Raw genomic sequence first — 13,001 nt, 5'->3', positions numbered from 1 at the left:
GCAGTACTTTCCGCCACGCGTGTAAACCATCTTTCCAGTCCATATAGGACTTTTCAGTGAGGTTTACCATGCGCATCACCTCCGAGCTTATCTGCCAGGCCGCCGACCAACTTAACGGGTTTGTGGGCCTTAACCGCAAGACCGGCCAATACATCGTGCGTTTCAGCGAAGACTCCTTCGGCATGGACGTTGCCGACGACGGCATCATCCCCACCGCCGAATTCGTCTGGTTGCCGGCCCCCGGGCAAACCATGACCCTGTCGCGCGAGCGCATCCGGTTGCTGCTGGACCAGAACATCGACGACCGCATCAACATCACCGAGCCGCTGCGTGTGTACATGCGCCGGGTAGAGATCCCGCAGATCAGCGCGTTGCGCAGTCTTGTGAGCTAGGTTTGCGCGTTGCCCGCAGGGTTTTGCAGTGTGTTATCGACTGCCTTTCAATGCGCGAATCCATAGTCTCGTTCCACCTTGCACACCCGCGTATGAAACGCCGCGTACCAGGTGGAGCGTCCTCTCTCACGCACGGCGCGGTGCTCGGCCTGCTGCTTCCAGGCCAGGATCGCGGCTTTGCTGCTCCAGTACGACACGGTAATCCCCAGCCCATCTTCTCGTGCCGATTCCACCCCGAGGAAGCCTGGTTGTTCCCGCGCCAGTTCCAGCATGCGGCCGGCCGCCTCAACGTAACCGTGGTCACCGTCGGTGCGCAGTGAGCTGAAAATCACTGCGTAGTAGGGCGGGGCGGGCGTCTTGGCGATCATGCCGTTTGCGCCTGGCAAGCCTTGAGCAAGGCCAGCGCCAAGGGTGGTGTGCGACCCTCGAGCGCCGCGCGTTCGGGTTGGAACAGGGTGGCGACGAAGAACGGATGGTCCAGCGACTCGATGGCGCGCAGGTCGCCTGCCGAATCGTGGCCGCTGGCTATCAAGTCACGTGCGAGCAACGCCGCGGCAAAATCAGGGTTGATGCCATAGCGACAGCGGTAGCCTTCCTCAACCTCAAGCGTGTCGTAGGCCTCGGCGATGCGTGTGTAAGGCGCCAAGCGTATGGTGTCGCGCGCTTCCACCAAGGCGCAGCTCAGGGGCGTGATCACCGCGCGCTTGGCATCCGGAGCCAGTTCACCATGTTCGGCGTCGGCCCAGCCCAGTACGTTGCGGGCATATTCCAGCACCGCATGTTGAAAACCGCCGCAGGTGCCGAGGAACGGTCGCCGTTGTTCGCGGGCAAAACGGATCGCGCGCAGTGCGGCTTCGGTGTCGCGATAGGGGCTGGCGGGCACGCACCAGAAACCGTCGAAGTCGTGCAGGGAGTGCGTGAGCGTATCGGTGTCGAGCCAGTGGGCGTTAACTGTCACGCCCAAGTTGGCGGCAGCCTGTTGCAGCGCCAGGGGGATGGCCTGGTGGGCGATCACCTCAGGGTTGTAGTCACCGATCAGGGCAAGGCTCAGAGGGCGGGTTGTCATCGTAGGCGTTCCATGGCTTGTGGTGGGGCTGGGGTGCACTATAGATTGGCGCTCACGCAATCAATATTGGCGTTTACCCATATGCTCAATGCGGCCACGCACTATTCAATCGATTATACCGACCTGTCGCTGATCCTCGCCCTGGTGCGCGGCGGCAGCCTGGCACGCGCGGCGGCGTTGCTGCGCGTGGATGTGTCCACGGTGTTCCGCGCGGTGCGGCGCCTGGAGGCGGCGCTGGGCCAGACGCTGTTTGAAAAAAGCCGCGCGGGTTACTTGCCGACCAGCCTGGCCAGCACCCTGGCGCAGCAGGCCGAGCGCGCCGAGCAGGCGTTGGAGGCCGCGCGCATTGGTGTGGAGCAGGGCGGCGAAGTGATCAGCGGCACGGTGCGCCTGACATGTACCGACTCGGTACTGCAAGGCCTGCTGCTGCCTGCGCTGGCGCAGTTTATGCCGCAGTATCCCGCGCTCACTCTGGAGTTGAGCACCTCCAATGATTTCGCCAACCTCAGCCGTCGTGATGCGGATATCGCCCTACGCTTGACCAGGACGCCACCGGAGCATCTTGTAGGGCGCTGCCTCGGTACTGTGTCGTACGTCGTGTGTGCCAATGCCGACTATGCCCGGTGCCATGCCGGTCGGGAGTTGGCCGAGTTGGCCTGGATCGCACCGGATGATTTCCTGCCCGACCACCCCACCGTCGCCTGGCGCCGCGAACACCTGCCAGGCGTGCGCCCCAGCTATCGTTGCAACAGCATGTTGTCGGTCACCGAACTGGTGAAGGCCGGGCTCGGCGTGGCGGCGTTGCCCGACTTTTTATTGGATGACGCCCTGCAACCGCTGGGGCCGGCATTGGCAGGGCACGACACTGCGCTGTGGTTGCTCACGCGCCCCGACTGCCGGGCGTTACGCTCGGTGGTGACGTTGTTTGACGAGCTGGGACGGCACGTGCGCTTGAATAAATGAACGTTTGGGGCGAACTGCACCGACCTTGGCTTCAGGTTTTTCTCACAAAGTGCTCATGCATTTCACACGTCAGGGTTTCGATGTGTTCCGTCAGTTGCTTGGTCATTTCTGTCAGCCGGGTGTTTTGTTCGAGCAGTTCCAGCAGTTGTCTGGTGGTCTGCGCGGCCTGGGCCTGGCGTTCGGTATTGGCGATGGCCAGGGCTTCGCGGTGTTGCGCGTCGGCGTCTGACTGGGCTTTATCCCGTGCGGCTTGCCGGGTCTGGGCCAGCAGAATCAGCGGTGCGGCATAGGCTGACTGCAGGCTGAAGGCCAGGTTGAGCAGGATGAACGGGTACACGTCGAAGTGGGTGATGCCGGTGGCGTTCAATGCCACCCACAGCACCACGATGGCGGTTTGCGCGCCGAGGAAGGTCGGCGTGCCAAAGAAGCGCGCGAACGCTTCAGCCTTGAGCGCAAAGGTGTCGTTGCCAAAGGTGGGCGCCAAGTGCGCGTGGGCACGATGGAAGCGCAGGTGGTCGACGGGGGCTGTGTCGGGCTTTTCTGAGTGCATGGCGGGCTCGGGTCATCGTTAAGACAGGGGGTGACTATAGCCCTGGCGACCTGTCTTACGCATGAATAACCCGTAGCCTGCTTAGCGCCCGGCGCGCTCGTTGGCAAACGCACTCACCGCCTGCACCGCCTCGCTGGTGCCCTCGCGGATCTCGCAGGATGACCGTGCCGGCTCGGTTGGCCAGGTCCACGGCTTGAGCGGCGCGGTCGCGGGTGCCGTCCATGCTCTCGATGGCCTGGCGGGTTTCGTCCTGGATCATCGCGATCATGCTGGAAATTTCCGCCGTTGAGCCACTGGTGCGTGCCGCCAATTGCCGGACTTCGTCGGCCACCACGGCAAATCCGCGGCCTTGCTCACCCGCGCGGGCTGCTTCGATGGCTGCGTTGAGGGCCAGCAGGTTGGTCTGCTCGGCGATGCCGCGAATGGTATTGACGATGGTGGTGATCTGCTGCGAACGCTCGCCCAGCTTGGCGATCAGGTGCGAAGAGTCGTCGATGTCGGCGGCGATGTCGCGCATGCCGTTGGCGCTTTGCTGGATCACCTCGGCGCCTTTTTCGGCGATGTCCCGGGTACTCAGGGAAATGTGATACGCCTGGGCCGCGCTGGCCGCATCGGCCGCGTGTTGTTGCACGCTCGCGGTCACGTCCGAGGCGAACTTGACCACTTTGCACAGCTGGCCGCTGGCGTCATACACCGGGTTGTAGTTGGCTTCGAGCCAGACGGTCTGGCCGTTTTTGTCCACGCGTTCGAACTGGCCGCTGAACAGTTCGCCCTGGTTCAAACGTTTCCAGAATTCTTTGTAGGCCGCACTGTTGGCCAGTTGCGCCGGGCAGAACAGGCGATGATGCTGGCCCTGGATCTGCGCCAGGCTGTAGCCCATGCGCTGCAGGAAGTTCGCATTGGCCGTGATGATGGTGCCGTCGAGGTTGAATTCGATCACCGCCATTGCCCGGCCGATAGCCGCCAATTTGGCATTGGCTTCGCTCTCGGCCTGCAGGCGGTGTGTGACGTCCATGGCGTACTTGACCACCTTGATCACTTGGCCTGCCTCATCACGTACCGGGTTGTAGCTTGCCTCCAGCCACACCGACTGCCCCTTGTCGCCCACGCGTTCGTACGTACCGGCCTGAAATTGGCCGCTGCGCAGGTTCGACCACAACTGCTGGTACTCGGCGCTACGGGCGAACGCGGGGGGACACAACAGACGGTGGGGCTGGCCCACGATCTGCTCGGCGCGGTAGCCCATGGTTTTGAGGAAATTGTCATTGGCCCGCAACACATGGCCCTGCAGGTCGAATTCGATCACCGCCATGGAGCACTCGATGGCGTTCAGCAGGCTGGCCTGTTGCGCGAGGGTGTGGTGCAAGAGGCTGATGGTTTTTTTATGGGCGTTGAATAACATGTTCGGGGGCTCGTACAGGCAGACGTGAGGTATCCATGAATGTGCGCCTGTCCCCGTAAGGCATTCTGCCTTACGGTTGACCTGCTCATTGTCAGTGTCCTGTTTCTGACAGCGGGGGGAACAAGGGGCTCAGAGTGGTCAGCGTGACAAGAAGTTCGCCCCAGGGGCAGGACCTTTTTTGGGTAGGCGACCAGTGGTAGCATTGTGCTATCGCTCAGCCGGCCTGACGGGAGAATCAGACGAGGTGCGTAAGGCCTTTCAACTGCAGTGAGCGACCTTTTTCTCACTGAGGTTGACCCGGTTGCGCCCGGTGTCCTTGGCGGCATACAGCGCCCGGTCCGCCGCATTCAGCCACATCGCGGCGTCGGTGAAGGAAGGATGGAAATCTGCCAGGCCGATGCTCAGGCTCACGCGCAGTTCGGGGATATGCGCGGGACGGTAGTTGCTGAATTTTTCGCGCATGCGCTCCATGATTCGCGCCGCTTCCTCCTGATGCATCTGCGGAAGAATCACACAGAATTCATCGCCGCCATAACGTCCCGCCAAGTCGTTATTCCCCAGGTTGCGCCGGAGCTCCAGGCTCAGTTGGCGCAGCACGGCGTCGCCGACGATATGGCCGTGGGTATCGTTGATCTGCTTGAAGTGGTCGATATCGATCAGCGCGATGGTGGCGTGGCTTTGTTGCTGCCGGCACTTGTGGAACGTGAGGTGCAGCAGGTCTTTCCATGAGCCGTGATTGAGCAGGCCGGTGAGGCTGTCGATGCGGCTTAACGCGCTGAGGGTGCGTTTGTGTGCCGACAGGTTGATCGCCAATTGATAGCAGACCATGCCGATGGCCATCGGGTAGAGGGTCAGCATCGGCAGGCAGGCATAAACTTGCACCAAACCGACGCTGGGGTTGAAGTGCAAGCCAAACAGCAGCACGGCCACCCCGGCGCCGAACAGTTGGGCCAGTGCGCCGCGAATCAACAGGCGTTTGCCGCCGGCGGCCACGTTGTTCATGGACACCATCGACAGCAGGGTGACGCTGGTTAACGGTGTGAACTGCAGCGTCGCGACCCAGAACCCACTGAACAAGGCGTCATACACCAGGTTGCGCTGTTCGCCGTCATAGGGAACCTTGGAATGGGCCGCCCACTGATACGCCAGGTGAGGCCAGACCACGCCATTGAACAGCAGTAATGCCCAGACCCAGCCAGGCATGGCCAACGGATACAGGGCTGCAATCACGCCGATGCTGCACATGGCCGCGCCGATGATCCTTGGCCTGTAGATGCGTCTGGCAAACGAAAGCCCTTTGCCTTGTCTGTTTTCCATAGATTCCCGGTTCAGCTGCTTGACCTGCACGGCGATGCACGCTCGGTGGATTAACCGTTGATCGGATAAGCGCGGTGAATATTGTGGGGACTCGCAGGGGAATAATCAGTGTCCTTCCAGGCCATTTGCGCAGAGCAGAGGGCGAAAGCGTCAAAAACGACCTGGAATGTCGCGCCTGCAACACCTTTTATGGGCGGCGCGGGGCAGTGACTTCGTAGCCGGCCAGGAACAGGTCGATGGCCGACTCGATGACATTGGCCTGGCTGGCAGTGTCGAGGATGGGTTGGCCGAGGGTGATCTGGGGCCAGAAAGCGAAGGCTTTGAGCAGGCTTTGGATCTGGTGGGCGGCAAACGCCGGGTCGGTGCAGCAGAGGCGGCCATCTTCCTGGGCGGCACGTACCCATTGGGTGAAACCTTCTTCGCGCTGGCTCAGGCGGTTGACCATGTCTTGCGCGCGGTCCGGCGAATGAATGGTCGCAGCGATGGCGACGCGGGCCAGGTCGAGGAAATTGGCATCCGACATCATCTTCATCTTGGCCTCCAGCAACCCGCGCAATTGTTCGCGCAGCGGGCGTTCGCTGGCGTAGCTGACATCGAGTTGCGCGACGCTGCTGGCCCAGAGTTGGTGCAGGATTTCGGCGAACAACTCTTCCTTGCTGGGGAAGTGGTTGTACACGGTGCGTTTGGAAACCCCGGCGGTGGCGGCGATTTTGTCCATGCTGGTGACCTCGAAACCGTTCTCGCGAAACTCGGCGATGGCCGCTGCCACGATGGCTTGGCGTTTACGGTCGGTGAGGCGCTGAGGGGCAGTCATGGGTGGCGTTCGGCTCTTGAAGTAAAATTACACTCGGTAGTTTACTTGCTAACGGTTTTGTTGCAATCTTGAAACTACACTGTGCAGTGTAGTTTAGCTGCGAACGTAGGAGTCACTCTGCAATGGCCACCGTCTCACCCCGCATCGACCCTTCCTCCACCGCCGTGCAGGGCAAATCGCATTTCAGTAACGCCCCCCCTGTGCCGCACGGTGGCTTCGGTAAAACCTTGCGTATCTTTTGGAACATGCTGTTCAACAAACCGCGTACCACGCGGCCGGTAGGGGTGATTCCGGTGCAACCGTTGTCCCGCGACCAATTGCTGGCAGCACCCGATCACAGCGTGTTTCGCCTTGGGCATTCCACCGTATTACTCAAGATGCGCGGTAAGTTCTGGGTGACCGACCCGGTATTCGCCGAACGCGCCTCGCCATTCAGTTGGGCCGGCCCCAAGCGCTTTCACCAGCCACCGATCAGTCTGGATGAGCTGCCTGAGCTGGAAGCGGTGATTCTTTCCCACAACCACTACGATCATCTTGACCGCAAGGCTGTCATCCAACTGGCCGCCAAGACCCGTTATTTTCTTGCGCCGCTGGGCGTGGGTGACCTTCTGGTCAAGTGGGGCGTGGCGGCCGACAAGGTGCGCCAGCTGGATTGGTGGCAGGGCACCGAGGTGCAGGGCATTCGTTTCGTGGCGACGCCGGCGCAGCATTTTTCCGGGCGCGGGCTGTTTGATGCCAACCAGACGCTGTGGTGTTCCTGGGTGATGATCGACGGCGCGCGGCGGATCTTTTTCAGCGGTGACACCGGTTACTTCGACGGCTTCAAGCGGATCGGCGAACAGTACGGCCCATTTGACCTGACGCTGATGGAAACCGGTGCCTACAACGTCGACTGGCCACACGTGCACATGCAGCCGGAGCAAACCCTGCAGGCGCACATCGACCTCAAAGGGCGTTGGCTGCTGCCGATTCACAACGGCACCTTCGACCTGGCTTTCCATGCCTGGCACGAACCGTTCGACCGCATCATGGCGCTGGCGTGGGAGCGCAATGTGTCGATTACCACGCCGCCGATGGGGCGCGCGTTCAGTTTGAATCACCCTGAGCGTGGGTATGCATGGTGGTTGGAGGTGGAAACTCAGGATGCGCAACAGCCCCTCGTGAGCTGATGAGGGGGGATCGGAAAAAGGAGTTTTCAAGCTGTTTCAGGACTGCGACACGTGCCCATGAAGGGTGCGATGATCCCCCGAAAATGAGTGTTCAGGGGGCAGATCTGATGGAAGGCAAGTGTAAGAAATATGGGTGGCCGGGCATGGGTTGTCAGGTCGGAGCGTGGGGGCCCGCGCTCACGGAATCCACCGGCCTGGCGACGGCAACCTGCCATTCCGCCGTCGAACCCGCGAGCCCGCCCAGCATTGCGTTTGGTGGTGTTCCCTTGCCTCAGGTGCATGCCGACAGCCGCGTCCCGATCCCGGGTTATGACGCACCGGCACTTCCCATAAAGCCCATGCGGGATCCCTCGTTGTCGCTGATCGCCTTGAGCGGTGTCGACCCAAGGGAGCCAGTCATGGTGGCGGTGCCGCCGGTGCAAGACAATTGCACGTTTACGACCGTCTACGGGTTGTCCGGCAAACGCATAGGGTTTGCCGACTGCTACGGGAGTGGCCCTGATCAAACGTCTATCGCACACCGGCCGCCCTTCACGCGGGCGCTGGAAACCCTGTGTCGGGCCGGGGTAAAGCTGGTTCCGGTACCGGCACGACGGGTTGACGCAAGCCTCCAGTTCAACCTGCACACCCACAATGAAATCGACGAACTGGTGAACGAGTATCGGCTGGATGCCCTGGTATCCGACAGCCAGAGTGCCGCGTTCCATGAGGCGTGTTGGGCTGGGTATCCACGGTTTGGCGAGCCACTCGAGGGCGGCACTACGGTGTGGTTCTACGGTGCGCGATGGTCGAGGGAATCACTGGCCGTGGTGGTGCAGGGGTATCGCAGCGTGCGTTTGAACAACCCCACGCCTGACCCTGGGCACTGAAACCAATGGCTCCATCATTGTGCCCGCGGTGTTCCAACGCCGTGGAGCGAACCCCGCCAAAGTAGGCGTCAAACCTGGGGGGTTTAGCCTGCGCACCTGGCGTCGGCCCTCATTCCCCACCCCGGCGCAAACCCTGGAAAAAATACCAGCCCTTCTGCTTCCAGCCGAAACGCCAGGGCCAGACGGGTTTTGTCATCCACCTCGCCCAGGCCTTCAAACTGTTGAACCGATTCGACCGCGACGCCCGCGTGACGGGCCAGGTCTTCGCGGCTCCAGCCCAGCATGAGCCGGGCCTGTGCGCTATGTTTGGCGGTGAATTGGTGCAGGACGATCTGCTGTTCTACAAAAGAGCTCATTGCCAGAGAGGACATCGGGTTTCTCCAGGGTTCGACGGGGAGGGCAAACTATACTGTGTTTTTGTACAGTTGTTTCGACCGCTCATCAACTGGATTTTTTTGATGGCTTTTCAGCCTCCCTCTATTCGACCCTCGGCGCCTCCCGAATAATCAGGTGGTCCAGGTTCTCGATATTCGCGCTGAACACCCCGAACGTCTGCTCGGGGTTCTTCTTGCTCGGCACCTGTTTCAGCTCGGGCGTCACTCCATAAAAGAAGCAATACAGCGACCGCTCACTGCTCGCAGCGGCTTTGATCTGCTCCAGGAATGCGGTGCGCTTGCGGTAGTTGTCGATGAGTTTTTTGCTCAGGTAGACGTTCACCGAATACGGCTTCTTGTCGTGCCATACCTTCTTTTCGAAGTCGATGCGAAAGCTGCTGGTGTAATCCTTGATCGCTTTGATCTTGCCCCAGTAGATCAAGCCCTTGTTGTCTTGCAGGTATTCGATTTTCTTGAAAAAAGCCCAATAGGTCGCCGTGTGATCACCGATCTTCAGCGGCATGCGCTTGAGCGTATCCTTGTCGTCGATATTGGACACGTAGCATTCCACCGGGTGGGCGAATACGCTGGTTTTATCCGGGGTATGGTCGCTGGCGCCGTGGGATGGGGTTGCTTGAGGTGACGGCACCTTTGTGTGGGCTTGTGGGAGGCTTCCTTCGGTACCGGCGGGTGCGGGTTTGCGTGGGTACTGACGCCGCGTCAGCACCCATTCCGACGGGAAGTTGTCCTCGCGCTCGTCGTCATTTTCACCCGCAGCGGCCTTGTGCGTACTGGCATAGCGGCAGCCTTCGATATGCCGGGTGCTGGTTTTGTTCTTGAAATGCGGCGTGCGCACATAATTGACGTTTTTCGCGTTGAAGGTGCCCAGTGCATTGCCCGTATCGAACGCCCCACGGCAGGCGTCGTTGGGGCAGAGGAAGCTATCCTGTTCGGAGTCGTAGGCTGCGGTTTCATCGAAATTCAGCTCTCGGACGTCGTAGATCGACAGCTTGTCATCGAGGCTCAGGCTGTAGGCCGTATCGAATTTCATGGGGCTTGGGTCCGGGAGAAGTTTCGCTGGATATTACGCAGATATCGGTCATTGCAGCGATCGAATGTACAGGCTTACGGCCCCCGGCGAGGCTACCCGCCAACCCTCCACCGCATTAGCGCTGCAACCGAGCCCGCTTTTTCTTCTTCGCATGAAAATGCCGAAAATGCGCGTCCTGCGCCGCCGCCAGCAACTCCCGGTCCCCGCGCGTATCGCCCCAGGCCCTGAGCCGGTACTCCCCCAGGTCGCCATACACCGCTTCGAGCCGCAGCACCTTGTCCTCACAGCGGCAATTATTCCCGGTGAGCTTGCCGGTCAACACCCCATCCACCACTTCAAGCTCAGTGCCGATCAAGCGGATGCCAAGCCGATCGGCAAACGGCTGCAACACCAACGCCGGCGACGCCGAACACAGCGTCACCACCGCCCCCGAGCCCAACTCCTGCTCCACCGACAACACCCCCGCCGGGCGCATCAACCGCGCCCAATTGCGCTGGCAATACTCCTCGGCCTTCTGCTGCACCCACGTCTTCTCCACCCCCGTCATAAAGGTGCGGATCAACTGCGCCTTCAACTCATCCCGGCTGATCTGCCGCACCAAAAAGCGCAGCCCCGGCACCGCCAGCTTGACCATCCGGCCATAAAACTCGCCGGGGCCAAAGGCAAACTTGAGGAAGGGCACAAAACTGTCGTGGTGGGTGAGGGTGCCGTCGAAGTCAAAGACGGAAAGTACTTTGGCATCAACGGGGCCGGCTTCGAGCATGTCTGGGTTCACGGGTTGGCCTCGGTCCTATCTAATAGTTTTGAACGTGCATCAGCTGTGACAGCAGGAGTCTACTCCCGTGCCAATCTTCCGATTTTGGCGTAAAGCCCTTCGGTGAAAGCCTCCCGATCACTCGACCGGTGACGACGCTGATGGCAATTGGGGCACAAGGCTACAGCATTGGTGATGCGATCCGAACCCTTCTGGGCCAGGTGCTTGACGTGATGTACTTCGAGGAATGGCAAACGTTTATGGGTAGTCCATTTGTTCCAGCCGTTCAAGGGCCTTGTCCAACGCAGTTTGTTGCACGCACAACCGACAGCGCAGGTCGTCAAGCTGTTCTCTCCGCTGTGCTATCGATAGCTTCGTGGGGTTATCCAATAGCCGCTGCGCATGCTGTTGGATCATCGCGATGTGGTTGTAAACCAGCCTCACGGCAGCCTTTGCAGAGTGTTTGTCCGCTTTGGCTAGATGCTGGGCTTTCAATAGGATGCCGCTTGCAATCAAACTTCCGCCGGCAGCTGCGATGGTGTAGCTGACAAGTGCGGCGGCCAGCTTAAGGTCGCTAAAGTACTTAGCGACTTCGGCGTTATCGGCGGCTTCTTGCAAACTGTAGGAAAGGTATCCGCCGGCGAGGGCCAGGACAAAACCCATGACGCAGAGAACGAACGGTTTTCTGAAGACAAACCCACCGAGAAACATCCAGGTAGCCAGTCCGATTGACGCGATTATGATTAGGGTGGCGTAGAGCATTTCCATGTGCTGATTGGACCTTCTAACTTCCATATATAAAAAAAGAGCCGCCCATGGGCGGCTCTATCTGGTGTTTGTAACTTCAATCCCAGCTCAGCGCGCCGCCGGTCTGGTACTCAATCACACGGGTCTCAAAGAAATTCTTCTCTTTCTTCAAATCCATAATCTCGCTCATCCACGGGAACGGGTTGGTCGTGCCTGGATACTCTTCCTTCAGCCCAATCTGCGACAAACGGCGGTTAGCAATGAACTTGAGGTAATCCTCCATCATCGCCGCATTCATCCCCAGCACCCCACGCGGCATGGTGTCACGCGCATATTCGATCTCCAGCTGAGTCCCTTGCAGGATCATCTGGGTCGCTTCTTCCTTCATCTCGGCATCCCACAAATGCGGGTTTTCGATTTTGATCTGGTTGATCACGTCGATACCGAAGTTCAGGTGCATCGACTCATCGCGCAGGATGTACTGGAACTGCTCGGCCACGCCGGTCATTTTGTTGCGGCGGCCCATGGAGAGGATCTGGGTGAAGCCGCAGTAGAAGAAGATGCCTTCCAGTACGCAGTAGTAGGCGACCAAGTTGCGCAGCAGTTCTTTGTCGGTGTCGACGGTGCCGGTTTCGAACTTGGGGTCGGAGATCGAGCGGGTGTATTTCAGGCCCCACGCGGCCTTTTTAGCCACCGATGGGATCTCGTGGTACATGTTGAAGATCTCGCCTTCATCCATGGCCAGCGATTCGATGCAGTACTGGTAGGCGTGGGTGTGGATCGCTTCTTCGAAGGCCTGGCGCAGGATGTACTGGCGGCACTCCGGGTTGGTGATCAGGCGGTACACGGCCAGCACCAGGTTGTTGGCGACCAGGGAATCGGCGGTGGAGAAGAAGCCCAGGTTACGCATGACGATACGGCGTTCGTCGTCGGTGAGGCCTTCGGGGTTTTTCCACAGGGCGATGTCGGCGGTCATGTTGACCTCTTGCGGCATCCAGTGGTTGGCGCAGCCGTCGAGGTACTTCTGCCAGGCCCAGTCGTACTTGAAGGGCACGAGTTGGTTGAGGTCGGCGCGGCAGTTGATCATGCGTTTTTCGTCAACGGCGACGCGGGCGGAGGCGCCTTCGAGTTCGGCGAGGCCTTCGGCGACGTCGAGTTTGTCCAGGGCAGCCTTGGCGCGGATGATGGCGGCGGAGTCGTTGGCGGTGACGGCGCGGGCTTCGACGGCGGCAGCGGCGCCGGCACCGTCGAGGCGGTCCATGTTGGCTTCGGTGGCGTGGCCGGCGTTGGCGCCTTTAGCGGCTACTTCGCCTTCTTCTTCTTTGTCGAATTCGTCCCAGCTCAGCATGACGTGTCGTCTCCTGCGTGAGGGCTCAAAGGTGCCCGTGTGAAACCGTGTGGTTGGGTGTTCACACGGCCCTGAGGCCGCGGTGGATCTTAAGGAATCGTTTGTTGCAGCAGCTCGCGCAGGCATTAAACGGAATAGGGTTACGGGTACTCTGCGTGAGGCTTGAGGTGCGGAGCGGTGCGCGC

The 13,001-nt window shown here is 60.3% G+C and carries 14 protein-coding genes and 3 pseudogenes; 4 read left to right on the top strand and 13 right to left on the bottom strand.

Annotated elements, in window-relative coordinates; translation table 11 throughout:
- Positions 1-68: 68 nt before the first annotated feature.
- The gene (locus tag AB4O25_RS12205; RefSeq protein WP_017529105.1) at positions 69-392 is read left to right on the top strand and encodes a DUF2025 family protein; all 324 of its coding nucleotides are present in this window, start codon (positions 69-71) and stop codon (positions 390-392) included.
- A gap of 47 nt (positions 393-439) precedes the next feature.
- Here AB4O25_RS12205 and AB4O25_RS12200 read toward each other — a convergent pair whose 3' ends face one another.
- Together AB4O25_RS12200 and AB4O25_RS12195 are read right to left on the bottom strand one after the other, a co-directional pair.
- Positions 440-760, bottom strand: coding sequence for an antibiotic biosynthesis monooxygenase family protein (locus AB4O25_RS12200; protein WP_017529104.1), 321 nt, complete (start codon positions 758-760; stop codon positions 440-442).
- On the bottom strand, positions 757-1,458 hold the full coding sequence (locus AB4O25_RS12195; protein WP_460150894.1) for a CTP synthase C-terminal region-related (seleno)protein: 702 nt from the start codon (positions 1,456-1,458) through the stop codon (positions 757-759). Before AB4O25_RS12195 ends, AB4O25_RS12200 begins: the two co-directional genes overlap by 4 nt.
- 81 nt (positions 1,459-1,539) lie before the next feature.
- On the opposite strand from AB4O25_RS12195, the gene AB4O25_RS12190 reads away from it, so the two are divergent.
- Complete coding sequence (locus tag AB4O25_RS12190; protein ID WP_267864440.1) at positions 1,540-2,421, top strand: LysR family transcriptional regulator; 882 nt, start codon at positions 1,540-1,542, stop codon at positions 2,419-2,421.
- Positions 2,422-2,452: 31 nt separating this feature from the next.
- Here the strand turns inward: AB4O25_RS12190 and AB4O25_RS12185 are convergent, their stop codons facing one another.
- The 5 genes and pseudogenes from AB4O25_RS12185 to AB4O25_RS12165 all read right to left on the bottom strand — a co-directional run bounded on the left by AB4O25_RS12185 (position 2,453) and on the right by AB4O25_RS12165 (position 6,504).
- Positions 2,453-2,971, bottom strand: coding sequence for a DUF1003 domain-containing protein (locus AB4O25_RS12185; protein ID WP_017529101.1), 519 nt, complete (start codon positions 2,969-2,971; stop codon positions 2,453-2,455).
- Between the two features lie 55 nt (positions 2,972-3,026).
- A pseudogene (locus tag AB4O25_RS12180) lies at positions 3,027-3,488 on the bottom strand (methyl-accepting chemotaxis protein); the annotation flags it as partial.
- Positions 3,489-3,653: 165 nt separating this feature from the next.
- Positions 3,654-4,283: pseudogene (locus AB4O25_RS12175) on the bottom strand (PAS domain-containing protein); the annotation flags it as partial.
- A 348-nt stretch (positions 4,284-4,631) separates the two neighbouring features.
- On the bottom strand, positions 4,632-5,690 hold the full coding sequence (locus AB4O25_RS12170; RefSeq protein ID WP_017529099.1) for a diguanylate cyclase: 1,059 nt from the start codon (positions 5,688-5,690) through the stop codon (positions 4,632-4,634).
- 187 nt (positions 5,691-5,877) lie between these two features.
- Positions 5,878-6,504 carry a TetR/AcrR family transcriptional regulator gene (locus tag AB4O25_RS12165; RefSeq protein WP_017529098.1) on the bottom strand — a complete coding sequence of 209 codons (627 nt, stop codon included), beginning with the start codon at positions 6,502-6,504 and terminating at the stop codon, positions 5,878-5,880.
- 122 nt (positions 6,505-6,626) lie between these two features.
- Between AB4O25_RS12165 and AB4O25_RS12160 the strand changes: the two genes are divergently transcribed.
- Entirely contained in the window at positions 6,627-7,673 is a 1,047-nt protein-coding gene (locus AB4O25_RS12160) for an MBL fold metallo-hydrolase (RefSeq protein WP_460150893.1), read from the top strand.
- A gap of 107 nt (positions 7,674-7,780) precedes the next feature.
- Positions 7,781-8,542 carry a hypothetical protein gene (locus tag AB4O25_RS12155; RefSeq protein ID WP_244265371.1) on the top strand — a complete coding sequence of 254 codons (762 nt, stop codon included), beginning with the start codon at positions 7,781-7,783 and terminating at the stop codon, positions 8,540-8,542.
- Positions 8,543-8,625: 83 nt separating this feature from the next.
- Here AB4O25_RS12155 and AB4O25_RS12150 read toward each other — a convergent pair whose 3' ends face one another.
- The 6 genes and pseudogenes from AB4O25_RS12150 to AB4O25_RS12125 form a co-directional block, all read right to left on the bottom strand.
- On the bottom strand, positions 8,626-8,913 hold the full coding sequence (locus AB4O25_RS12150; protein ID WP_017529095.1) for a helix-turn-helix domain-containing protein: 288 nt from the start codon (positions 8,911-8,913) through the stop codon (positions 8,626-8,628).
- Between the two features lie 106 nt (positions 8,914-9,019).
- On the bottom strand, positions 9,020-9,967 hold the full coding sequence (locus AB4O25_RS12145; RefSeq protein WP_065876718.1) for a hypothetical protein: 948 nt from the start codon (positions 9,965-9,967) through the stop codon (positions 9,020-9,022).
- A 115-nt stretch (positions 9,968-10,082) separates the two neighbouring features.
- Positions 10,083-10,730 carry an HAD-IB family hydrolase gene (locus tag AB4O25_RS12140; protein WP_460150967.1) on the bottom strand — a complete coding sequence of 216 codons (648 nt, stop codon included), beginning with the start codon at positions 10,728-10,730 and terminating at the stop codon, positions 10,083-10,085.
- 71 nt (positions 10,731-10,801) lie between these two features.
- A pseudogene (locus AB4O25_RS12135) lies at positions 10,802-10,975 on the bottom strand (HNH endonuclease); the annotation flags it as partial.
- Between the two features lie 4 nt (positions 10,976-10,979).
- Positions 10,980-11,489, bottom strand: a complete 510-nt coding sequence (locus AB4O25_RS12130) for a hypothetical protein (RefSeq protein WP_017529092.1) — start codon at positions 11,487-11,489, stop codon at positions 10,980-10,982.
- A 76-nt stretch (positions 11,490-11,565) separates the two neighbouring features.
- Entirely contained in the window at positions 11,566-12,816 is a 1,251-nt protein-coding gene (locus tag AB4O25_RS12125; RefSeq protein WP_217855327.1) for a ribonucleotide-diphosphate reductase subunit beta, read from the bottom strand.
- Between the last annotated feature and the right edge of the window lie 185 nt (positions 12,817-13,001).

Source organism: Pseudomonas sp. S3_A03 (assembly GCF_054668275.1).
Note: the sequence above shows the minus strand (reverse complement) of the source record. Positions and strands in the feature narration are given on the sequence as shown.